Genomic DNA, 21,143 nt, shown 5'->3' with positions numbered 1-21,143 from the left:
ATAAAAATAGGTAAACCAATTAGCTATTAACTCTTAAACTGGGCAATGGATATGATTGATGCTGCTTAAAATCGGCAAACTCACAGATGGAGTTGAATGGGCAAAAGCGGCAGTGAGAGCCAGGATTAGGAGGGAAGATTTTACTGAAATTAGTAGTTTTTTCCTGATATTTTTGCAAATCGTGCTGGTGCTTGTGGGCAATATTCGCTAACTCAAATTTCAAAGATTCTAATTCGCTGTTGTTAATACTAATTAACTCTGACTTCTTACATATTTCTAAATTATAAAATGATGCAACAGCTTCTCGTCCAGGGTAAAGATAACGAGCAGCTAACAAGTAAACTAATGCCTGTCGTCGGTCGAAAGCCGATTTACCAGTTTTGAAATCCAAAATATGTAAAGTGCTATCAGAGTCAATAAAAACGCAGTCCATAGCCGCGTATAAGCGAAAGCAATAATCTTCTTGTTCAACTACTATCGGTTTGGGAAAGCCTTCATCACCCGGAGTTAATTGGATAATATCTTTATCCAAAAGTAACGGCGCATCATGATATTTTTGCAAAATTTGCAGCACGCGTTGCTGGACTTGAACGCTTGAGTTGCCTAATTTAAGTAGCTGTGCAACTCTTTCTACACCATCTGCTTGCTTCAACAGATACCTGTGATGATGAAACTCATAAACGCCTTTTTGAGCTAGTATGCCAATCCGTTGGGGTGCGGTGGCTTGCCCTAAAAGCGCTTTGACTTGTGGTTCGTGTTGCCGCGCTTTGATAAACCCCCGTCTCATCTGGCAATGCCAGCGTTCTTGCCCGGTCGCTGGGGCAACTAGAGACCAAAGGTGATAACTGGCAAAAGGTCGATCGGGGGTTGACATTGCTCAGAAACAGTGAGAGAAAATACGGTGGGGAGAAGTTTAAGCTAAGACTTGCTTAGAAAAGAACTTCGGAGGATACTTGCTGCTACACACGCTTTGCGGGAAGCTTTTATAGTACTGATAATGTACGGGAGCAAGTGGCAAAAATGTCTAGCAAGATAAAATTTGGTACCGATGGATGGCGAGGGATTATTGCCGATGACTTTACTTTTCCCAACGTGCGGAAAGTAACAAGGGCAATCGCCACTTACTTAGAAACAGCCTACACAAAAGATAGACCAGTACTTATTGCCTACGATACTCGCTTTTTAGCTGACCAGTTTGCCCAAACTGCGGCCCAAGTACTAGCAGACTTGGGTTGGACTGTGAAAATTACTGACCGGGATTGTCCCACACCAGTAATTGCCTACAACGCCCGTCACCTAAATTCCGCAGGGGCGTTAATGTTTACTGCTAGTCATAATCCAGCACCTTACTGTGGAATTAAATATATACCCGATTATGCTGGGCCTGCCACTCCAGAGATTACTGATACTATTGTGGCAAATATAGAAGGTGCATCGGATGAGTTGCCTGGGAGCAACCCATCAGGTTCAATTTCAATTTTCGATCCGAAACCAGATTACCTGCAATTTATCTACACTCTACTTGATGTAGAAAAGATCAGAAGCGCTAATTTAAAGGTAAAGTACGATGCTTTGTATTCTACCTCTCGTGGCTATTTAGATGAAGTTTTGCAACATAGTGGCGTTCAATTAGAAAGTTTCCACGATTGGAGGGATGTGTTATTTGGGGGCGGGATGCCAGAACCCAAAGGAGAACAATTAGTTGAGTTAGTGGAAGCAGTAATCCGCGATCAAGCTGATTTGGGCTTGGCGACAGATGGAGATAGCGATCGCTTTGGTATCGTTGATGAACAAGGAACCGTCCTTACTCCTAATACTGTGCTGCTAGTTCTAGCACGTCATTTAATCAAAAACAAAGGTAAAACCGGCGCTATAGTCCGCACTGTAGCTACAACCCACCTGCTGGATAATTTTGCTGCTAAAAATGGGCTGCAAATTTACGAAACACCAGTTGGTTTTAAATACATCGGCGAAAAAATGCGCGAAACTGCCGTGTTAATCGGTGGAGAAGAATCAGGCGGTTTAAGTATTATCGGGCATATTCCCGAAAAAGACGGGGTTTTAGCCGATATGCTAGTGGCAGAAGCGATCGCCTATGAAGGGAAACCGCTGAGTCAACTTGTCAAAGAAGCGATCGCAGAAGCCGATGGTCCACTTTACAACAACCGTCTAGATTTGCACCTCACAGAGGCGCACAAAACCGCTGTCATCGACTCCTTTACCAAAAATCCACCTACAGAGGTAGCAGGAATTAAAGTCAAGGAAGTGGGGCGTAAAGATGGTATTAAGCTGTATTTAGAAGAAGGTAGCTGGGTTTTACTGCGTCCTTCTGGTACAGAACCACTGGTGCGCGTCTATCTAGAAACCAACACTCCCGAAAAACTTACCCAAATCGCGCAAGAGTTAGAGAGTGTCATTGCTAAATTAGAGGCATAAGAAGTAGGAGTTAGGAGTTAAGAGTTAAGAGTTATAAATTAATAATTCTTAACTTCTCACTCCTATTAACAGTTATAAGTTATGAGTTCTAAATTAATAACTCCTAACTTCTAACTTCTCACTTCTAACTTCTAACTCCTAACTTCGCTCAAAGTATGAAAATCGCTCCTTTTTTGACATCTCTAGTTGTAGCGGTTTGGGTAATAGCGATCGCAATTATTTCAGTCCAAAATGCCACACCTGTATCGTTAAAATTCTTAACATTTCAATCGATTCAGATACCAATGGGTTTAGTGCTGGCTTTTAGTGCTGGTGTAGGGTTAATTGGTATGGCACTGCTGCAACCTCTGTGGGGACTTGCTGGTATTGGGCAGCGTAATTCTCGATTGGAAGACGATGCCGAATTTTTTGTTGACGATGAAGATTTTTGAGGGTTGAAAAAAACATACAGAAATACACCAGTTAAGTACTCTTCATCTGCTAGTATGCACAAATGTGCATATAATAGATTTGGATGGCGTATCAGTGGGATAGGGATAAGGCAGCAGCTAATTTTCGCAAGCATGGCGTTGACTTTGCTGATGCTGTAACCGTATTTTCTAACGATTTAGCAATTACCATCAGAGATGAACCTTTTGATGAAGACAGGTTTATCACTATTGGAATAGATGCTTTTAGTCGAGTTTTAGTAGTTGTGTATACATGGCGCGATGATGAGATTCGATTGATTTCAGCCCGGAAAGCTACGCGCTATGAACTAAAGCAGTATGAGGAGGGATAAGTGATGGAAGCTGAGTATGATTTTAGCCAAGGTAAGCGGGGAGCGATTGAATCAACACCAACAGGCAAAACTCGAATTACAATTCGCCTAGATGATGAAGTACTAGCATGGTTTCGTGACCAAGTTCACGCAGCAGGTGGGGGAAATTACCAAACTTTGATTAACGATGCCTTGCATGAATACATTCAGCAGCGTCGTGAACCCTTAGAAGAGATATTACGGCGAGTATTGCGAGAGGAACTTGAGCGAATCGGAAAATGAGGATATTTTGGCTTGCCTAAGCTATGCGGCTGATAAAAAACGGCTATGAGTGGAAATTATACAGCAGATTTTAATTTGTGGATTGAACAGACAGCCCAACTATTGCGATCGCATCGCTGGCAAGAAGTTGATGTAGAATATCTGATTGAAGAGGTTGAATGCTTGGGCAAAAGCGAACGCCGGGGTATTGCCAGTCAACTAATTCGCTTGCTGTTGCATCTGCTCAAGTGGCAATATCAATCCCAGCGTCGCTCAGATAGTTGGCTGGATTCCATTACTGATTCTCGTACCCAAATTGACTTAGCCATACTCGATAGTCTTAGTCTCAAGAGTTATCCTACAGAGCAACTTGAGGAAAGCTATCAAAGGGCACGTCGCCAAGCAGCCAAGCAAACGGGCATACTTGTATCCGTGTTTGCAGAAAAGTGCCCATATTCTTTAGAATTAGTGTTAGATGAAGACTGGCTACCGTTGGTAAATTGTGGCTATTTGGACTTCTCTAAGGCCAAGAAAAATAACCCTTCATTATACCAGAAAATATTTATGCAAGAGTTCTTTTGTATTAGTCCTTTGCACCAATAAAGCTGTCCAATTCTTATTACCCTAAATTGCTTCGCAGCTTGGCGATGTCACGATGCGGGGGAATACCAAATAGTTTTTTATATTCCCGGCTGAAATAAGACGCGTCATCGTAACCGACGCGAAAGCTGGCGCTCGCCACGTCCATCTTTTCGCCGAGCATCAGACGGCGTGCTTCCTGAAGCCGTATTTGTTTCTGGAACTGCAAGGGACTCATTGCCGTAACAGACTTGAAATGAGAGTGAAAGCCTGACACGCTCATGCCGAGTTCGCGGGCTGTATCTTCGATTTTCAACGGCCGATCAATGTTCTCGCGGATTTGCTTGACTACCCTGGAGATGCGCTGCGCGTCGCCTTCCGTAGTGATAAGCTGACCCAGGCGTGCGCTCTGTTTTCCCTTTAAAAGCCGGTAGATGATCTCGCGGATGATGAGCGGCGCAAGAAACTTCATTTCGTCCGGCGTGTCAAATAGTTTCACCAATTTGACGACTGCATCGAGTAAATCGGCATCAACCGGGCTGACATCCATCGCCTTGACTCCGGTATCGCTTTTTTTTGTTTCGATGCCGGATTCAATCATCACCGCAGCAACAAGTGCCGGATCGAGGTCTATCCGAAGATTCAAATAAGGTTTTTCCTCGGAGGCTTCAACGACATTACTCATAATCGGCAAATCAAGCGTCGAGATCAAGTAATGACCGGAATCATAGTGAAATAATTCATCGTTCAAAAGCACATCCTTGCTGCCCTGCGCGATGACGCAGAAGGCGGGCTTTAATACGGATATCTGGCTCTCGGTCGGTTTCGACGATTGATATATGAAAATGCCCGGAAACACTTCCAAAAGGCTGTTTTCGAGAGCGAGACGAATCATTCTTTCGATCAGATATTCCCGATTGATCTGCATCTTTCGCTTTTCAAATTCTGCTTCTTTTTGGTTCATAAATTCATTTTAAATGCTTTGTTTCTCTTCAGCAGATGACGCGGCAGATTTTTGGAGAATTGTCCGGTTTTTTTCGATAAACGTCCTTACGCTATCCGTTTTCACGCCCGTATAATTGAACTCATACAGCAAATGGTAGAAACGTTGCTGATAAAAAGCAGATTAATATTTGGAGAAATTTAAGATTAATAGAGCAACAATTTAAATCGGTAAATCTAATAATGAAAAGGAGAAAAATTATATGAAACATATATTAATTTTAGGGATGATGACTCTTATGATCAGCGGGCAGCCTTACACACAAGCAGAACAAAAAGAACAATCAAAAACAACAAAAGAAATGGAACAAATAACACCAAAGGGATATACAACTTTTAAGGTAAGCGACAACGTTAAGATGTATAAGGTTACTTTTAAAAACCAATACAAAATGAATGTTGCGGGACATCTATTTATTCCCAATAATTTAGATCAAAGTAAAAAACATTCGGCGATCGTTGTTGGGCATCCTATGGGAGCTGTAAAAGAACAAAGTGCCAACGTGTATGCTGCAAATATGGCTGAACGAGGGTTTGTGACTTTATCTCTTGACTTGTCTTTCTGGGGTGAGAGTCAGGGCGAACCACGCAACGCTGTTGCGCCTGATATTTATTCTGAAGATTTCAGTGCAGCAGTTGACTTTCTTGGCACCGGTCCATTTGTTGACAGAAACCGAATCGGAATAATTGGAATTTGTGGTAGCGGAAGCTTTGTTATCAGTGCCGCTAAGATTGATCCGCGAATGAAAGCGATCGCAACTGTCAGCATGTACGATATGGGAGCAGCCAACCGAAATGCACTTAACCATTCGCTGACCCTTGAGCAGAGAAAGAAAATCCAGGAGGAGGCTGCAAAGCAACGTTATGTAGAGTTTACCGATGGTGAAACCAAATACACGGGTGGCACTGTACATAGGTTAGATGAAAACACACACCCTATCCAGCGTGAGTTTTATGATTTCTACCGTACACCGAGAGGTGAATACACGCCTAAAGGAGGATCGCCGGAACTCACAACGCACCCGACGCTAAGTAGTAACGTTAAGTTTATGAATTTTTATCCGTTTAATGATATAGAAACGATTTCCCCTCGTCCTATGCTTTTCATTACGGGTGATAAGGCTCACTCAAGAGAGTTTAGTGAGGATGCCTACAAACGTGCAGCCGAACCCAAAGAATTGTATATCATTCCGAAAGCAGGACACGTTGATTTATATGACAGAGTTGAGTTAATTCCCTTTGATAAACTCACGTCATTTTTTACCGAACATTTAAAGTAACGTGAGTTTGGGATAAGAACCGAAGACTTATTGAAGAAACCGTCGTTGTATCTCAAACGACGGTTTATTTTCAAGTAATTTCAACAATAATTGAAATATTTGGTTCTCCCGAATCAGCGTTGTACCGTGACCTAAATTAATATCAAAAATATCAAAAGCGATCGCGATTCATTCCGGCTGCGATCGCTATCTATCTGAAACGTAATGTTTCCTTTGCTCATCGTGCCATCAAATCAAGCTGTTTGTATAGTGTGTCATTGCAATACAATGCAAGGCTGCACAACGTAAACTAAATATTGAATATTAAATGAGTTCTTTGTTAAAGTCTATTACGAATTATTACAACAATAATGTTAACGTTTGTGAATTTTTAATCGATTTATCCTGCGGTTAGCTGTAAGGCGATACTTTGAGAATATTGGTGGGTATCCTGAAATTGAGTCGTGATTCTCTTCAATCACTTTATACACATCAGTGGAGTACCCAAAATGTCCAATACAAATATCTTTCCTGTCAATATTCTACAAGTAACAGGCAGAACAGTTGTTACATGCAATGAAGTAAACGAGCGAACGATGAAAGAGGTTGGGCTTACTGAAGCTGACTTAGAGGAATTTGTTCGCACAAATGTAGAGATTTTATTTCCTGAAGGGGAAGAAACCTTGCTCATTATCGGTCAGCAAGTACGTAACAGGCTATCAGGTCGCGCTGACTTAGTTGCACTTGATAAGAAAGGAAATATCGTTCTAATTGAGTTAAAACGCGATAGAGATGATATCACACAACGTAAAGAGCCTTTTGAGTTTCAAGCAATTCGATACGCGGCTAATTATGCTTTAATCAAGACACAGCAAGATATTGTTCGACAATTGTTTGCACCATACATTGAGCGCCATCGAGATGAGGCTAAGTTTCAGCAAGCATTATCAAGTGGTCTAACAGCTTCTGAACTTGCAACTCGCATCCTAGCTAAATTTTTACAAGATAATCAGGCTCAAGGGACACTCAACCGAGATCAGCGAATTCTTCTAATTGCAGCTTCATTTGACGGACAAACTTTATCAGCCTGTGCTTGGTTGGCTAAAAATAATATTGATGTTCGATGCATAATAATTTCCCCAATGCAGTATGACCAACAGTACTTCTTCAAGGTTGAGCAGATAATACCACCTCCAGCACTAGAGAAATATTACGTTGAAATTGCAGAACCGGCAATAAGTAGTATTTCAACTATATCTATTACAGAAATACAACCGAGGCAAGTATTACCTCGCATGAATGAACTTCTTAATTGGGGGCTTGTTTCTGTAGGTGATCGTCTCTATATTCGATATTATGATTCAGACAGTGCAGAAATTATCGACCATGCCTATGTCAAATATCAAGACCAAAAAATGAAATACAATGATTGGGGTCAGAAGCTTACTGGATGGTCTTCTATTAATATCTATGAGTGGACAATTCATGAAGCCACGAATAAAACATTAGATACATTAAGGCGGGAGAAGTTAGAGGAGTTGTCACAAGATGTCTCTGTAGCTTAATCCCTCATTGTTAAATCAGCATCTTTTTCCTTGCAGTATGGTCGCTCATTACCTGAACTTCAGTTGAAGTTAGGATACTCAGAAATATATGTATATTTAGCAACTACTTACTTATGCGATCGCGCCTGTGGGAGGCTAAAATTTCAATGCAATGGACAAGCGATGTCTACGACGGGCTATGCCTACGCACTCGGCTTGACGCTAGAATATTAGTCGCAATCTTGTGGAGATGATTAGCGATGAAAATTAAAGCAGTTATCTGGCAAGAAGACGGTGTGTGGTGTGGTTCTGTACCTGCGCTATCAGGATGTCACACTTGGGGAGACAGCTACGAACATTTGTTAGAAATGCTGCAAGATGCGATTCAAGGTTGGTTGGAAGTTGCTAGCCAACGCGAAGATAAGCTTGATTTAGCATCATTCTCGTTACAGTACGCAGCTTCAATTTTCCCTGAAAGTGAAGAGACAGTTTAGTGACATTTTATCCCGGTGATATAGTCACAGTTGATTTTCCCGGTGTCACTGGTATATTGAGTCCATGAAGTTTGAGTGGGATGAGCGTAAAAACCAAAGCAACATCACAAAGCATGGTTTAGACTTTGCTGATGCTTTCCGCGTGTTTAATCTACCCATGCTTGTCTACCTAGATGAACGAGAAGACTATGGAGAGGAGCGGTATCTCTGTATTGGAGTACTTGATGGTCGAATTGTAGTAGTTATTTACACTGAGCCAGGTGAAGAACTGGTTCGGATCATCTCATTAAGAAAGGCACTGTCTCACGAACGAAAACGCTATGAACAATACCTCAAGAACGGATTGGGCTAGAGTCGATGCAATGAGTGACGAAGACATCGACACCTCAGATATTCCACCCTTGTCAGAAGAATTTTTTGCTAAAGCACAATTGCGAATGCCTAAGTCATCTGTAACAATAACAGTTAAGGTAGATCCTGAAACTTTTGCTTGGTTCAAAGAGCAGGGAGAGACTGCCGAACAGCAGATGGCTGTAGCATTAAAGATTTACGCAGAAGCACACAAAGCTTATCCAGGATCTGAGGCGAAGTCAACCTAAATTTAACAATAACCTCAGTGCAACTGACAAGCGATGTCTACAACGGACTACTCGGCGTCGCAATTATCTAAAATTAATATAGCAATCCTAAATCATTCGTGAAAAGTTAGATCCCCGACTTCTCAAAGAATTCGGGGATCTGGACACCGATAATTTTCACAAATTAGATAGGATTACTTACTATACAACAGCAGCTAAGTTGGGCTGCTTTGGGCTAGTTGTAGCTTCAGGTAATCAATGAAATCCAGAATTTCTGTATCAGTGAGTTGTAGGCGCGATCGCTTGCCATATTTCTGCTGCAAATACTTCGTTCCCTGCTCTGGAGTCCAATGTAATTGAGCTAAATATGTATCACTTTGAGCTATTAAAACTGCATGAATTTCTGATGCTGTTGTATTAGCAGATATTTGGATTTCATCTTGATGTAAATTTTGAATACAATTAATTTTTAAACTTACTTTTTGTCCTAAAGCTTGCCAGTCAATTTCCCTGTGTCCATTCCAACTAACACCTATAGAACGATAAGTGACTGGATTATAAATTGCACAAAATACAATTGTTCTCTCTCCAGGACTGACTGCGATCGTAAGTGGATGATGCAATTGTTCAGAAGTCAAGGCATCAAGTGAAAGCAACAAACTTTTAGAAAAGTAAGATTCACTTCCTGAGCGGATAACATAAGGTTTCTCTGCCAAAATATGCAAATCAATTTTTTCTGTTTCTCCATGTGAAGTTTCCACTTTTTTATTAACTTCTATCCCTGTTATCACCCCAGTCAAGGCTCTCTCATAAATTGGGATTTGTCTTGTATCGTCGGATAGCATATACCAGCAGTGATCGGCTTCTTTGCTGACAAAAACATATTGAGGTTTTGGGACTGCTCCAAATCCTAATTTAACTTCCATATTTTTGATGCAGGTTTTGGTAAATATATTTATTGAGCAACCAGCCTTGATGATTTCTACCGTCAAGCGATGAGTTACTTTATAGATATAATTCCCTAGCCAGGAAGCTAATTAACATTAAAGCAGCGAAAATTACAAAAGTTGGTGAATCTATGACAAAGTTTCTGGATCAACACCAAGCCCCTTCAACCTTTCCACTAACATTTTCACTTGTTGTTCTACTTCCACACGTCGCTGTTCTTCAAAAGTTGTGCGTTCTTCCGCTTCCCTGATGCGTTCTTCTGGTGTCAGCAATTTTTGCCCTTCTTCGTCATACCAGTACAGCCACTCCCGCACTATACCTTGATAAATTCCCCGTTCTCGCCCAATTCCTAAACCAATCTCTGGTAGCCAAGCGGGATTTCCTGACATTAAAATATATTCCCCATCAACTAAGCGATATACTTCCAAAGGTGACTTTTTACGCCGAAGGGGACTATACACAACGTAGTACAAAACTCCTAATTCTTTGGCATAAAATTCTTTCTTGGTGCTATATTCTTCCCGATATATTTGGGAGACAACTTCTAGCGCTAAAATTGGCTGCTTCTTTTCTTCCCACAGCACATAACTTAAGCGCAAGTCCTCATCAATGACGCGTTTAACTCCTAAGCTGAGAAACCCATCAGGGACAATGGCTGGTTTGTCTGGGTGATAATAAATACCCATATCAACACCAAAGAACCAATCCCAGCGATCGCACCAAACCAAAGCTAGTGTCGTTTTCAGCAAGCCGGGAATTAAATTTTGGAGTTCATTATCCACAGCGGTATCATCTGAGTCGGGTAGTTCTTCGGAAGATGGCAAACAATGCAGCGGATTGTAGTTTAACATGAGCGGTTTTGCCAAATCTGATTTTAGATAGATTGTAAGTAATCTATTGATGTGCGATCGCATTGCAAGAATGAATGAAAAGCCACTTTTAGCGACCGCCTTCTGTCTCTCTTGTCAGTAATTAAATATTTACAAGTGTAAAATCTTTACATTAAATTCGTGGATTTTCGGTACTGACTACTAGAGTGTCTAACTGACAATAGCAAAAAAGGGCAGAACATTGTTCAAATAGAACATTCCAGAAGTCGCAGAGTATTCAATTTCATGGTGAATTTGGTAGCTGGGCTGATTACCTATACCTACCAGGAGAAAAAGTCTTCTCTCAACCTTGACTCAGAAAATGTGGCGCAGCTGGAACTTAGCTAATTTTCAGCCTTATTTGTGAGTTGTACCTAAGTATCATATATGTCACCACAGATCCATTCACGAGTTTTAATCAAAAACTTCCTAACGGTTTTTTTGCCGTTGTCAGCCTTCCAGTTAGCGATCGCCATTGACCAGGCCCAATTGTATAATCAAAGCCGCGCTGCTACTGTTGCTGCTACGACTCAGGCAGAACAACTCAACCAAGTTTTGCACAATCTCAAACAGACTCAAGCTCAACTGATTCAGACCGAAAAAATGTCGAGTTTAGGTCAATTAGTGGCTGGTGTAGCTCATGAAATCAATAACCCAGTTAACTTTATCTACGGCAATCTGACCCATGTAAGTGAATATACGCTGGGCTTATTGAAACTGGTAAAACTTTATCAGAAGTCTAATACTCATTCAACACCTAAAGTACAAGATCATATAGAAGCGCTCGACCTTGACTTTATGGCTGAGGATCTACCTAAAATATTAGTTTCAATGAAAATGGGAGCTAATCGCATTCGTGAAATAGTTCTATCCTTGCGGAATTTTTCTCGACTTGACGAAGCAGACATGAAGCCTGTCAACATTCATGAAGGTATTGATAGCACACTACTGATTTTACAAAATCGCTTCAAAAAAACGTCGGAAATTGCCGGAATTGAAATAGTAAAAGAATATGGTGATATTCCCTTAGTGGAGTGCTATGCCGGACAACTCAATCAGGTGTTTATGAATCTCATCAGTAATGCTCTTGACGCCCTGGATAGTTATAACAGTCAGCGAATTCCTGAGAATATAAAAGCTAACCCCAGCCAGATTGTAATTCGTACTGAGTTACGCAACTCCGATCGCATAACTATACAAATTGCAGATAATGGCCCAGGCATGACCGAAGTAGTTAAGCAACGATTATTTGACCCTTTCTTTACTACAAAAGCCGCAGGTAAAGGCACAGGATTAGGACTGGCAATTAGCGCTCAGATTGTCATAGAAAAACACAACGGAGCTATTTGGTGTATTTCGGAACCACGACAAGGAGCAGAATTTTAGGTCGAGATTCCGATTAAGCAAAGTTCTAAACTAGTCACTGCAAGTACTGCTACTCTATCCAGAATTTGATGCTACTATGGGCAAATGACAAATGACATAATCAATGTTAGCGATGTCTACGACGGGCTACGCCTACGCGCTGATTTTGATAGCCCTTGGAAAGAAATTATAGAAGCTTATTTTCCCCAAGCAATGCATTTCTTTTTTCTAGAAACTTCTGCATTAATTGATTGGGAACGTCCATACCAATTTCTAGATAAAGAATTTCAATCAACTTGCTCGTGAAGCCGAACAGGGTAAGCGATATGCCGATCAATTAGTCAAGGTTTGGCAAACCCAAGGGGAAGAACTTTGGTTATTAGTCCATGTTGAAATTCTTTTCACAAAGAAGATAACTTTCCCAAGCGGATGTTTACCTACAACTTTCGCATATTTGACCGCTTTGATCGACCAGCAATTAGCCTTGCAATTCTCTGCGATCCAAACCGCGAATGGCGACCAAGCAATTACAGTTACAATTATCCCAATACTCGCTTAACTTTTGAATTTGGCAGTATTAAACTTTTAGATTACGAAAATCGCTTTCACGAGTTAGAAAATAGCGATAATCCATTTGCAACTGTCGTCATGGCGCATTTGAAAACGCAGCAGACACGCTCATCACCCGAACAACGCAAAATATGGAAATTTAGTTTAATTCGTAGGCTATATGATTTGGGTTTAGAAGAGCAGGATATTCGTAATCTGTATCGATTTATCGATTGGGTTATGATATTACCAAAGGCATTGGAAAATCAGTTTTGGGAAGAGTTTAAACAATTTGAGCAGGAGCGGACTATGAGATATGTAACTACAGGTGAGCGCATCGGCTACGAGCGCGGAAAACAAGAAGGTAAACAAGAAGGTGAACAAGAAGGTGAACAACGACTTATTTTAAAATTACTACAAAGACGAGTGGGAGAATTATCACCAGAATTGCAAAAACGCATCCAATCTCTTTCTTTAAATCAATTAGAAACCCTTGGTGAAGCTTTGTTATATTTTACTGCTATGGAAGATTTACTTAACTGGTTGCAAACAAATCAATCAGCTTAAAATATATTTTTATGAAAATTGTAAAAAATACATCTACTCGCTTACCACATAGAGGATTTTTTGGACTCAGTTCGATGAGTTTTTTTACTTTATAGCAGTTCTCAGTTTAGTGAGGTACAAGAACCCCACCCCCAACCCCCTCCCCGCTCTTCGAGAGGGGGCTATGATGTAACTCATGTCATTAGGAAACGCTATACCGAATCAGCATTGACTTGGACAAAGAGTTTTAACCTTAACCCCGAAGAGAAAAAAGAGAAAAGTTTAATGAATTATTTAGGATTGCTATATATTTTGATTAGCCAAGTTCATTTTGCAAATCCCTCCAAAAAAGCTTAAAAAGTAGGGCTGTTTAATTTGATAGAAAATTCTTACCCAAGTTGGCTTTATCAAGAGCTTATTAATAATTGCTTACCTTGGCAGTCAGGCAAAAATATGAGCTTGGAGATTTTAATGAACAATATACATTACATGATTCTTATTGGATAGCTATTTTCTATAACATTGGATATGAACAAGCCATAACTTTAGCTATTGACTGGGATTCTGTTTGGTTGCCTGATGAAATAAAAAAAAGTATTACCCTTGGTGAACCCTATATTTTCATCCGATTAAGTAGGTAGGCACAAATAAACCTAACTATCTAACGAAAAGTAAAAGCGGTGAAAACCTTGCGATTGCTTGTCTACGACACGCTACGCGAACACTCCACTTCGTTACGTACCCTGCGGGAACGCCAAGGGCGAACGCAATGACATAGTTATAAATTTTCTCACCTACCTAGTTAACGGGTGTTGAACAGATAAGTACGGCTAATTATATTGACATTGGAAATATTTCTAGAATCATCGGGAATTGCGAATTTGAAGAGATAAATGGCAAGAAGTTTTTGGCTATTGATGATGTGTTTGGAGGACAAATTAATATTGTCTACAGAGGTGAGGAAACCTTCTTGGCATTAGAGAAAAATAGAAGTATTTTGAAGATTTAAACTAGAAAATTGATTAAGCGATCGCCTCCAAGCAATGTACATCAAAAAAGGGCAGGTACACAACCCGCCCTCAAACTAAAAAATATTTAAACTAAACTAGCGATCCCAACTTAATTAGCGATTTGGGGCGCACTCAAAGAAACCTTTAGTGTTTCGTCTTTTTGCTGTGCTAATGTCGGCACGGAATCACGCAATCTTGCCGTCAATTGTACAGTTGTAGCGTCATACATCTGAGTCAGCAATTTTGGATAGAAACCAATACCAATAATTGGAATTAACAAACAGGCAATGATAAATACTTCACGGGGTTCGGCATCTATCAAAGCTTGGTGAGAAACTAATTCTTCGTTCTCTTTACCGTAGAAAATTTCTCGCAACATCGACAGCAGATAAATCGGAGTTAAAATCACTCCCACTGCCATCAAGAACACCACGATCACTTTGAAGGTAGAGCTATAAGCATCGCTAGTAGCAAAGCCCACAAATACCATCAATTCTGCCACGAAACCGCTCATCCCTGGCAATGCTAAAGAAGCCATTGAACAGGTGGTGAACATGGCGAAAATCTTTGGCATTCTCTTAGCGATACCGCCCATTTCATCCAACATCAGGGTGTGTGTGCGATCGTAAGTTGCGCCAACCAGGAAGAACAAACTTGCCCCAATTAACCCGTGAGAAACCATTTGCAATACTGCCCCACTCAATCCCAAATCGGTGAAGGAGGCGATACCAATCATCACAAAGCCCATGTGAGAAATTGAGGAGTAGGCAATTTTTCGCTTCAGGTTGCGTTGGGCAAAGGATGTCAAGGCAGCGTAGATGATATTAACTACCCCCAAAACTACCAATACTGGCGCAAAATAAGCGTGGGCATCAGGGAGCATTTGGGCATTCATCCGAATTAAGGCGTAACCGCCCATTTTCAGGAGAATACCTGCCAATAACATGTGTACAGGGGCTGTAGCTTCACCGTGGGCATCAGGTAGCCAAGTGTGCAAGGGAATAATCGGCAACTTGACGCCGTAAGCAATCAGGAAGCCAGCATAGAGGGCAAGTTGGAAATTCAGGGCGAAATCCTTGAGGGCGAGCGATCGCATGTCGAATGTCACCGTATCGCCGTAAAATCCCATTGTCAGGGCAGACAGTAAAATAAACAGCGAACCGCCAGCGGTGTATAAAATAAATTTGGTCGCTGCATATTGCCGCCTTTTGCCTCCCCAAATCGACAGCAGAAAGTATATCGGTACTAGTTCCAGTTCCCACACCAGGAAAAACAACAGCATATCCTGGACAGCGAACACGGCAATCTGACCGCCATACATTGCCAAAATCAAGAAGTAAAATAGCTTGGGCTTGAAGGTAATAGGCCAAGCTGCTAAAATCGCCAGCGTGGTAATGAATCCAGTCAAAATGATTAGGGGCATGGACAAGCCATCTGCCCCTACTGACCAATTCAAACCCAGTTGTGGTACCCAGGGGTAACTCTCCACCAACTGCAAATCTGGATTGGAAAAATCATACCCAGTATAAAAAGCGTAAACAATTAGTGCAAAATCTATCAGCCCTACGATGAGGGAGTACCAGCGCACTGTTTTGCCTTCTTTGTCAGGGATGATGGGAAGAAGTAGAGACGCGGCTATCGGTAACAGAATAATCGTCGTCAGCCACGGAAAATTAGCTGTATTCATCACAATTTGTCTGCTATCAAAATCATGTTTGGCAAAAAGTCACTAGTTATTAACTAACAGCTTTTTGGGGATTTAGTCTTCCTCGTTAGGTTGATTTAATTAAATTGGCAATCCCCGATTTTTTCTCTTGGGAGTCTCTTTTGACACTTGGCGGTGCGGAATGTGGGTTGGGATACTCCCAGTCAAGTCAAAAGTTTACCCTAAAAAAGCCGCTAAAATTATAGTTTAGTGGTGCGATGTCTACGACAAGCCGCTCCGCGTCTACGCGTAGCCTCGCGCATCGCTAAAAATACACGATGCTGTTTGGTGGTTGTTGAAAAAAACGATTTGGTGCAAAAAAGGATGACAGGATAACTAACCATAATGATAATCGCACAAATTGAAAGCCATTTTCCCCGCTTTAGAGCTTTGGGACTACAGTGGGCGATTTGATTGAGTTTTTTAGTAAAATAGACAGGGAAAGTTGATAAGGGAAATTCTATTATGTCATCTCCAGCGATCGCTACTGTAATTAAGATGATGGAATCTTTATCTGAAGATGTCCAAGAAAGAGTTGCAGAACATCTCCGAGAGTACCTGGAAGATTTGCAAGATGAATTGAAATGGAATAAATCATTTAAGAAAACTCAACAACAACTGATTGCATCTGCCCAATCTGCTAAAAGAGAGATTGCAGAAGGACTTGCAAAACCAATGAACTATGAAAATTTATGAAGTCTGCAACCCTTCCTTGTTTTTGGGATAAATATCAGTCCCTTGACAAGCAAGTTAGACAGAGTGCAAGAAAAGCTTATCACTTATGGAGAGAAAATCCTTTTCATCCGTCTTTGCATTTCAAATGTATAAATAACGATGAGAATATTTGGTCTGTCAGAATAACTCGCAATTATCGAGCAATTGGGGTTTTGGAGGGTGACACAGTTACATGGTTCTGGATAGGTAGTCATGACGATTATGAGAGCTTTTTTTCATAACGCGATCGCTCTTTTATTTAACACTTATAATAAAATTTCTAGGTAATTTAGACCTTCACCTCTGACAAAGGTGCAAAAACCTGTGAGGTTAACGGCACTATCAACAAAGCGGAAGTCAATTTCCATAACTTGTCTTAGCTTTTTAATAGAGAAAGCGCGATCACAAAGCTTAACCTTAAGCGATCGCGTAGTCAAACTTATTGCTAAAGCAAAAACGCCAATAAGAACATTAAGCGGCATATCTAATGATCTCTAATTCTGCTCCATTATTAATTGCTGACTCTGCTTTTTTTAAAACCTGTTCGGTAACTGCATCACTTAAATAATATTCACCGCAGTTATCACAAATTTCTGCTGGAACTTTTTTTAAAACAATAATACATTGATCTCTTTCTAATGTCACAGTTACTAAACCCGCTTTAGTAACTCCATGCTGACAAATTACGCATTTCATCATCTTTGTCTCCTAATTGTAAAACCATCTAACCAAATTTCTACTCATTTATGCAAAGTCGGATCGGGCAGATGTGAGCTAGGGTTTAATTTTGTACCATTTTAGATATTCAAAATTCATGCAAACATACTTGGCTATGGGATATTTTCTCTCTAACGCAAAAGGCAAATAAACCGAACCATAGCCTTTTTTTAAATCTTGTTGATGTAAAATTTTTACAATTTGTAAATGAATCTTTAGCTTTTCTGCGATACTTTCAGGTATCATGGATTTGGAGTGAGCTTAAGCAATTGCTATGACGAAGAAGTGGATTCTGTATAGTAAAGAAGATAGGCAAGTTAAATGGCCTACTTGCATTAATAATTTGTCTCCTGTTAAAAATAAACATCCACTAGAGGGAGAATCGTTCGCCGAACTAAGAGAGGCACTCACTTGGATGGATACATTCGATGAAATGATCCTTTCAATTCGGTCAGTTTCAATTCTAGGAAAATGTAGTACGGCAAAATACTTAGAATGTCCAAACATACCTGATCATCATAGAGAAAATGTTAGGCTTTATGGAGGGCATCGATCAAAGTATTTCGATGATATTGGACAGTATTACTGGGTAGATTTTGATATTATTACTTCAGATAAATTGACAATGCAATTACGAATGGTTGTCAATGAAGGTGACGCTGATTGTAATGATGGTCAGTGGGGAGAAGTTTGGCAGCGCAATACGGGAAAGCCTGTTGCACAAATATTGAGTACTGGTGACATGGATACGACAGTGCAAACCAGTTCAAGTGAATTGGACAAGCTTGTGGATTTTATAATCGAAATCGTAGTGTTTTACTCTTGGCGTTGATATCGATATAATCAAAGTCTCCGGTCTAACATAACCTCTGATACAGATGAGAATTTGCTACTATCAAGGCAAGTTATTTTCTCATACAGTACTTCTTATCTTACTGGAAGTAAACATCATAAAACTTCTTGTTAATTCTAAACAATCTCAGACATTGAATTACTGAACTATCAGCAAAAAAAAAGAGTCTAAATTAGACTCTTAAAAAACTTAGGGGCGGACAGTCGCCCACCCCGATGAAAATCAGGTAACACCAAAGACAATCACTAAGCCCAAAACCGCCCCAAATACGATCAAGGCGTAGAATTGAGCGCGACCGTTTTCTAGGTACTTCAGACCTTCACCACTAACAAGGGTGAAAAAGCCTGTGAGGTTAACAGCACCATCAACAACGCGGAAATCAACTTCCATAACTTGTCTAGCTAGGCGACGCAAGCCGACAACAAAAACCCGATGGTAAATGTCATCAAAGTACCACTTGTTGAGGGATAACTCGTAAAGTGGTTGGATTTTAGCAGCGATCGCAGCCGGGTCAATCTTATGGCGCAAATACATCAGCGAAGCCAGGGTAATCGCAATCAAAGAAATTCCGACTGAGGCACCCGCCATAATGTAGAATTCCGTCGGATTGAACTCGGAAGCCTTTTCTAGAACTTCGGTGAGAGTTTCGCTAGGAGGAAAGATAAACTCTTCAAAATAATTGGCGTAGGGAGTTCCCACCAAACCAATGAAAATCGAAGGCACAGCCAAAAATACTAATGGCAGAGTCATTGTCCACGGCGATTCGTGGGGCGAGTCGCTGTGATGCCCGTGAGAGTCATGGGAGTCATGATGCTCACTAGTTGCCGCCAATTCTCCTTTCTTCATTGCCCCAGGTCCAAAATTCGGGGCTAGTTCTTCTGACTCTAATTCCAGGACAATTGTCGCCGCAGCACTCTTGAGTTTTTGTTTGATTTTCTCGTCAGTACCCCGGAATTTGCCTTCAAATGTCATGAAATACATTCTAAACATATAGAAAGCAGTAATCCCGGCAGTTAGCCAGCCGATGAACCAGAGAAGTGGATTAGCCTCAAAAGCCTTCCCTAGAATTTCATCTTTTGACCAGAAGCCAGCAAAGGGCGGGATACCAGAAATTGCCAAGCAACCAATCAAAAAGGTAGTTGCTGTGACGGGCATATACTTCCGCAGTCCGCCCATCAAGCGCATATCTTGAGCTAAGGCGGGGTCGTGTCCAACCACACCTTCCATACCATGAATTACTGAACCTGAACCCAAGAACAGCATCGCCTTGAAATAGGCGTGGGTCATCAGGTGGAATAGTCCAGCACTGTAGGAACCTATTCCCATTGCCATCACCATATAACCGAGTTGGGAAATGGTGGAGTAAGCCAAGCCCTTTTTGATGTCGTTTTGGGTAATGGCAATGGTTGCCCCCAAAAACGCCGTAAACGCCCCAGTAAAGGCAATGACATTCATTGCGACTGGAACGTCTTCAAATACTGGGTACATCCGGGCAATTAGGAAAACACCCGCTGCCACCATCGTTGCCGCGTGAATCAAGGCAGAAATGGGGGTGGGGCCTTCCATCGCATCTGGTAGCCAGACATGGAGAGGGAATTGGGCTGATTTAGCAACTGGCCCTAAGAAAACTAAAATCGCAAACAGGACAGCGAGAAAATTGCTGATAGAACCTGATTCTACGAGTTGGGCGAGGCGATCGCCCATGATATTAAAATCAAAGCTTCCCGTTGCCCAGTACAGCCCCAAAATGCCGAGTAATAGACCAAAGTCGCCCACGCGGTTGGTGACAAATGCTTTTTGCGCGGCATCGGCTGCTGATTTGCGATCGTACCAAAAGCCGACCAGCAAGTAGGAACACATCCCGACCAGTTCCCAGAATATATAAATCTGTACTAGGTTGGGGCTGACCACCAGACCTAACATTGAGGAGCCAAACAAACTGAGATAGGCGTAAAACCTCACGTAACCGGGATCGTGAGCCATATAGCCATCGGTGTAAACCATGACTAAGCAGGCTACCGTTGTGACAATCACCAGCATTAGGGCTGTCAGGTGGTCAATAGTGTAGCCCATGCTCAGGTGAAAATTACCCGCTGCCGCCCACTCAAAGGTGCGGATATAAGGCGCGTGTCCTTGAATTTGACTCCATAACAAGGCAAACGACAGCCCCATAGCTGCTGCCATCATGGAGATAATCACCACAGCGTTAAGCTGCCGTAGGCGGTTTGTCACCTGATTCAACGAGATTAACCCTAGACCGACCAGCATCGCCCCAAAAAGAGGGAACACCGGAATCAGCCAGGCATACTGATAGATTACTTCCATCACTGACGCCTACTTTTAGAATTCTTGATTAGCGTGTCGAAACTGTTAATAATTGTGACACACACCCTTTAGGATAAAATAACCCACCCAAGGCTGATTGGGTGGGGTATTAAGCATGGTTTTAGATTTGGTCACTTGTCATTGGTCATTAGTCATTAGTCATTTGTCATTAGCCCCATGCCCAATGCCCAATGCCCCATGCCCAATATCCATCAAGCTGACCGATACTCTAAGTCCACTGTTTTTGAACTTTTGTAGATTTTGGGGTAATTGCTGTAACTGGCTTTAATCTCTTCTAAAGCTAGACGTAAATCTTCTCTGCTGCGAAAGCATTCCAAGCGATGGCGAATAGTGCCATTTTCAATCAATAGTAAAGTGGGTAGTGATTTTAGCCTATAAGTAGTAGACAATTTAAAATTTTGATCGGCGTTAACCCCAACTAATTTAATTTCATCCCCGCACAGGGCTTGAAATTGTAACAGCAGTGGGTGGATAACTCGACACAAGCCACACCAAGGTGCTTCAAAATTAACTAAAACAGGAATAGGAGATTCTAAAACTTCTTGAGTAAATGTCCGCTCAGTAACCGACAACACCATGACGCCTCTTGGATTATAAGGTTTTTATAT

At 41.4% G+C, this 21,143-nt stretch carries 25 protein-coding genes and 2 pseudogenes; 18 read left to right on the top strand and 9 right to left on the bottom strand.

Going from position 1 to position 21,143, the window contains the following annotated elements; all coding sequences use genetic code 11:
- Positions 1–19: 19 nt before the first annotated feature.
- Entirely contained in the window at positions 20–874 is an 855-nt protein-coding gene (locus V7K62_RS27055; RefSeq protein ID WP_334869592.1) for a PD-(D/E)XK nuclease family protein, read from the bottom strand.
- 146 nt (positions 875–1,020) lie between these two features.
- Between V7K62_RS27055 and V7K62_RS27050 the strand changes: the two genes are divergently transcribed.
- From V7K62_RS27050 to V7K62_RS27030, 5 genes are all read left to right on the top strand, one after another.
- Positions 1,021–2,436 (top strand): phosphoglucomutase/phosphomannomutase family protein, encoded by a 1,416-nt coding sequence (locus V7K62_RS27050; RefSeq protein ID WP_334869590.1) that lies wholly within the window; start codon positions 1,021–1,023, stop codon positions 2,434–2,436.
- 155 nt (positions 2,437–2,591) lie between these two features.
- Positions 2,592–2,867, top strand: a complete 276-nt coding sequence (locus tag V7K62_RS27045; protein WP_334869588.1) for a LapA family protein — start codon at positions 2,592–2,594, stop codon at positions 2,865–2,867.
- An 83-nt stretch (positions 2,868–2,950) separates the two neighbouring features.
- Positions 2,951–3,217: a BrnT family toxin gene (locus V7K62_RS27040; protein WP_334869586.1), complete on the top strand. Its 267-nt coding sequence runs from the start codon at positions 2,951–2,953 to the stop codon at positions 3,215–3,217.
- Between the two features lie 3 nt (positions 3,218–3,220).
- Positions 3,221–3,478, top strand: coding sequence for a BrnA antitoxin family protein (locus V7K62_RS27035; protein WP_334869584.1), 258 nt, complete (start codon positions 3,221–3,223; stop codon positions 3,476–3,478).
- Positions 3,479–3,523: 45 nt separating this feature from the next.
- Entirely contained in the window at positions 3,524–4,060 is a 537-nt protein-coding gene (locus V7K62_RS27030; protein WP_334869582.1) for a DUF29 domain-containing protein, read from the top strand.
- A 16-nt stretch (positions 4,061–4,076) separates the two neighbouring features.
- Here V7K62_RS27030 and V7K62_RS27025 read toward each other — a convergent pair whose 3' ends face one another.
- Positions 4,077–5,000, bottom strand: coding sequence for an AraC family transcriptional regulator (locus tag V7K62_RS27025; protein ID WP_334869580.1), 924 nt, complete (start codon positions 4,998–5,000; stop codon positions 4,077–4,079).
- A gap of 241 nt (positions 5,001–5,241) precedes the next feature.
- On the opposite strand from V7K62_RS27025, the gene V7K62_RS27020 reads away from it, so the two are divergent.
- The 6 genes from V7K62_RS27020 (at position 5,242) to V7K62_RS26995 (ending at position 8,934) form a co-directional block, all read left to right on the top strand.
- Positions 5,242–6,318, top strand: coding sequence for an alpha/beta hydrolase (locus V7K62_RS27020; RefSeq protein ID WP_334869578.1), 1,077 nt, complete (start codon positions 5,242–5,244; stop codon positions 6,316–6,318).
- Positions 6,319–6,806: 488 nt separating this feature from the next.
- Entirely contained in the window at positions 6,807–7,862 is a 1,056-nt protein-coding gene (locus V7K62_RS27015) for a hypothetical protein (protein WP_334869577.1), read from the top strand.
- Positions 7,863–7,892: 30 nt separating this feature from the next.
- Positions 7,893–8,075 carry a hypothetical protein gene (locus V7K62_RS27010; protein ID WP_334869575.1) on the top strand — a complete coding sequence of 61 codons (183 nt, stop codon included), beginning with the start codon at positions 7,893–7,895 and terminating at the stop codon, positions 8,073–8,075.
- 26 nt (positions 8,076–8,101) lie between these two features.
- The gene (locus V7K62_RS27005) at positions 8,102–8,335 is read left to right on the top strand and encodes a type II toxin-antitoxin system HicB family antitoxin (protein WP_334869573.1); all 234 of its coding nucleotides are present in this window, start codon (positions 8,102–8,104) and stop codon (positions 8,333–8,335) included.
- A 64-nt stretch (positions 8,336–8,399) separates the two neighbouring features.
- Positions 8,400–8,687 carry a BrnT family toxin gene (locus tag V7K62_RS27000; protein ID WP_334869571.1) on the top strand — a complete coding sequence of 96 codons (288 nt, stop codon included), beginning with the start codon at positions 8,400–8,402 and terminating at the stop codon, positions 8,685–8,687.
- 10 nt (positions 8,688–8,697) lie between these two features.
- Positions 8,698–8,934 carry a hypothetical protein gene (locus V7K62_RS26995; RefSeq protein WP_334869569.1) on the top strand — a complete coding sequence of 79 codons (237 nt, stop codon included), beginning with the start codon at positions 8,698–8,700 and terminating at the stop codon, positions 8,932–8,934.
- A 194-nt stretch (positions 8,935–9,128) separates the two neighbouring features.
- On the opposite strand, the gene V7K62_RS26990 is transcribed toward V7K62_RS26995, so the two are convergent.
- Entirely contained in the window at positions 9,129–9,839 is a 711-nt protein-coding gene (locus V7K62_RS26990; RefSeq protein WP_334869567.1) for a hypothetical protein, read from the bottom strand.
- A gap of 150 nt (positions 9,840–9,989) precedes the next feature.
- Positions 9,990–10,712, bottom strand: coding sequence for a Uma2 family endonuclease (locus tag V7K62_RS26985; protein WP_334869565.1), 723 nt, complete (start codon positions 10,710–10,712; stop codon positions 9,990–9,992).
- 216 nt (positions 10,713–10,928) lie between these two features.
- On the opposite strand from V7K62_RS26985, the pseudogene V7K62_RS31660 reads away from it, so the two are divergent.
- From V7K62_RS31660 to V7K62_RS26970, 4 genes and pseudogenes are all read left to right on the top strand, one after another.
- Positions 10,929–11,078 (top strand): annotated as a pseudogene (locus V7K62_RS31660) (IS982 family transposase); the annotation flags it as partial.
- A gap of 39 nt (positions 11,079–11,117) precedes the next feature.
- Complete coding sequence (locus V7K62_RS26980; protein ID WP_442937341.1) at positions 11,118–12,116, top strand: sensor histidine kinase; 999 nt, start codon at positions 11,118–11,120, stop codon at positions 12,114–12,116.
- A gap of 84 nt (positions 12,117–12,200) precedes the next feature.
- A pseudogene (locus tag V7K62_RS26975) lies at positions 12,201–13,211 on the top strand (DUF4351 domain-containing protein).
- Between the two features lie 404 nt (positions 13,212–13,615).
- A complete protein-coding gene (locus V7K62_RS26970) occupies positions 13,616–13,831 on the top strand; it encodes a hypothetical protein (RefSeq protein ID WP_334869563.1) in 216 nt (71 codons plus the stop codon).
- A 478-nt stretch (positions 13,832–14,309) separates the two neighbouring features.
- Here the strand turns inward: V7K62_RS26970 and V7K62_RS26965 are convergent, their stop codons facing one another.
- The gene (locus V7K62_RS26965; RefSeq protein ID WP_334869561.1) at positions 14,310–15,887 is read right to left on the bottom strand and encodes an NAD(P)H-quinone oxidoreductase subunit 4; all 1,578 of its coding nucleotides are present in this window, start codon (positions 15,885–15,887) and stop codon (positions 14,310–14,312) included.
- Between the two features lie 483 nt (positions 15,888–16,370).
- Here V7K62_RS26965 and V7K62_RS26960 point away from each other — a divergent pair, with 483 nt between their 5' ends.
- Both V7K62_RS26960 and V7K62_RS26955 read left to right on the top strand, forming a co-directional pair.
- Entirely contained in the window at positions 16,371–16,601 is a 231-nt protein-coding gene (locus V7K62_RS26960) for a hypothetical protein (RefSeq protein WP_194000940.1), read from the top strand.
- Entirely contained in the window at positions 16,598–16,861 is a 264-nt protein-coding gene (locus V7K62_RS26955) for a ParE family toxin-like protein (RefSeq protein ID WP_334869559.1), read from the top strand. Before V7K62_RS26960 ends, V7K62_RS26955 begins: the two co-directional genes overlap by 4 nt.
- Before the next feature lie 24 nt (positions 16,862–16,885).
- Here V7K62_RS26955 and V7K62_RS26950 read toward each other — a convergent pair whose 3' ends face one another.
- A complete protein-coding gene (locus V7K62_RS26950) occupies positions 16,886–17,101 on the bottom strand; it encodes a hypothetical protein (protein ID WP_334869557.1) in 216 nt (71 codons plus the stop codon).
- A complete protein-coding gene (locus tag V7K62_RS26945) occupies positions 17,091–17,318 on the bottom strand; it encodes a type II toxin-antitoxin system MqsA family antitoxin (RefSeq protein ID WP_334869555.1) in 228 nt (75 codons plus the stop codon). Before V7K62_RS26945 ends, V7K62_RS26950 begins: the two co-directional genes overlap by 11 nt.
- A 292-nt stretch (positions 17,319–17,610) precedes the next feature.
- Between V7K62_RS26945 and V7K62_RS26940 the strand changes: the two genes are divergently transcribed.
- Positions 17,611–18,168: a hypothetical protein gene (locus V7K62_RS26940; RefSeq protein ID WP_334869553.1), complete on the top strand. Its 558-nt coding sequence runs from the start codon at positions 17,611–17,613 to the stop codon at positions 18,166–18,168.
- A 243-nt stretch (positions 18,169–18,411) separates the two neighbouring features.
- Here V7K62_RS26940 and V7K62_RS26935 read toward each other — a convergent pair whose 3' ends face one another.
- Positions 18,412–20,514, bottom strand: a complete 2,103-nt coding sequence (locus tag V7K62_RS26935; RefSeq protein ID WP_334869551.1) for an NAD(P)H-quinone oxidoreductase subunit 5 — start codon at positions 20,512–20,514, stop codon at positions 18,412–18,414.
- Positions 20,515–20,726: 212 nt separating this feature from the next.
- Entirely contained in the window at positions 20,727–21,113 is a 387-nt protein-coding gene (locus V7K62_RS26930; RefSeq protein WP_334869549.1) for a thioredoxin family protein, read from the bottom strand.
- Between the last annotated feature and the right edge of the window lie 30 nt (positions 21,114–21,143).

Origin of the sequence: Nostoc sp., from assembly GCF_036917935.1 — a bacterium.
GTDB lineage: Bacteria > Cyanobacteriota > Cyanobacteriia > Cyanobacteriales > Nostocaceae > Nostoc.
The sequence above is the reverse complement of the archived record's forward strand: the minus strand, read 5'-3'. Positions and strand labels throughout refer to the sequence as shown.

Coding starts and splice junctions, on each gene's coding strand:
- V7K62_RS27030 (WP_334869582.1), top strand. CDS start 3,524: ATGAGTGGAAATTATACAGCAGATTTTAATTTGTGGATTGAACAGACA.
- V7K62_RS27055 (WP_334869592.1), bottom strand. CDS start 874: ATGTCAACCCCCGATCGACCTTTTGCCAGTTATCACCTTTGGTCTCTA.
- V7K62_RS26955 (WP_334869559.1), top strand. CDS start 16,598: ATGAAGTCTGCAACCCTTCCTTGTTTTTGGGATAAATATCAGTCCCTT.
- V7K62_RS26960 (WP_194000940.1), top strand. CDS start 16,371: ATGTCATCTCCAGCGATCGCTACTGTAATTAAGATGATGGAATCTTTA.
- V7K62_RS26995 (WP_334869569.1), top strand. CDS start 8,698: ATGAGTGACGAAGACATCGACACCTCAGATATTCCACCCTTGTCAGAA.
- V7K62_RS27040 (WP_334869586.1), top strand. CDS start 2,951: ATGGCGTATCAGTGGGATAGGGATAAGGCAGCAGCTAATTTTCGCAAG.
- V7K62_RS26990 (WP_334869567.1), bottom strand. CDS start 9,839: ATGGAAGTTAAATTAGGATTTGGAGCAGTCCCAAAACCTCAATATGTT.
- V7K62_RS27000 (WP_334869571.1), top strand. CDS start 8,400: ATGAAGTTTGAGTGGGATGAGCGTAAAAACCAAAGCAACATCACAAAG.
- V7K62_RS26945 (WP_334869555.1), bottom strand. CDS start 17,318: ATGATGAAATGCGTAATTTGTCAGCATGGAGTTACTAAAGCGGGTTTA.
- V7K62_RS27050 (WP_334869590.1), top strand. CDS start 1,021: ATGTCTAGCAAGATAAAATTTGGTACCGATGGATGGCGAGGGATTATT.
- V7K62_RS26980 (WP_442937341.1), top strand. CDS start 11,118: ATGTCACCACAGATCCATTCACGAGTTTTAATCAAAAACTTCCTAACG.
- V7K62_RS27035 (WP_334869584.1), top strand. CDS start 3,221: ATGGAAGCTGAGTATGATTTTAGCCAAGGTAAGCGGGGAGCGATTGAA.
- V7K62_RS27005 (WP_334869573.1), top strand. CDS start 8,102: ATGAAAATTAAAGCAGTTATCTGGCAAGAAGACGGTGTGTGGTGTGGT.
- V7K62_RS27045 (WP_334869588.1), top strand. CDS start 2,592: ATGAAAATCGCTCCTTTTTTGACATCTCTAGTTGTAGCGGTTTGGGTA.
- V7K62_RS26965 (WP_334869561.1), bottom strand. CDS start 15,887: ATGAATACAGCTAATTTTCCGTGGCTGACGACGATTATTCTGTTACCG.
- V7K62_RS26985 (WP_334869565.1), bottom strand. CDS start 10,712: ATGTTAAACTACAATCCGCTGCATTGTTTGCCATCTTCCGAAGAACTA.
- V7K62_RS27025 (WP_334869580.1), bottom strand. CDS start 5,000: ATGAACCAAAAAGAAGCAGAATTTGAAAAGCGAAAGATGCAGATCAAT.
- V7K62_RS27015 (WP_334869577.1), top strand. CDS start 6,807: ATGTCCAATACAAATATCTTTCCTGTCAATATTCTACAAGTAACAGGC.
- V7K62_RS26935 (WP_334869551.1), bottom strand. CDS start 20,514: ATGGAAGTAATCTATCAGTATGCCTGGCTGATTCCGGTGTTCCCTCTT.
- V7K62_RS26930 (WP_334869549.1), bottom strand. CDS start 21,113: ATGGTGTTGTCGGTTACTGAGCGGACATTTACTCAAGAAGTTTTAGAA.
- V7K62_RS26950 (WP_334869557.1), bottom strand. CDS start 17,101: ATGCCGCTTAATGTTCTTATTGGCGTTTTTGCTTTAGCAATAAGTTTG.
- V7K62_RS27020 (WP_334869578.1), top strand. CDS start 5,242: ATGAAACATATATTAATTTTAGGGATGATGACTCTTATGATCAGCGGG.
- V7K62_RS26940 (WP_334869553.1), top strand. CDS start 17,611: ATGACGAAGAAGTGGATTCTGTATAGTAAAGAAGATAGGCAAGTTAAA.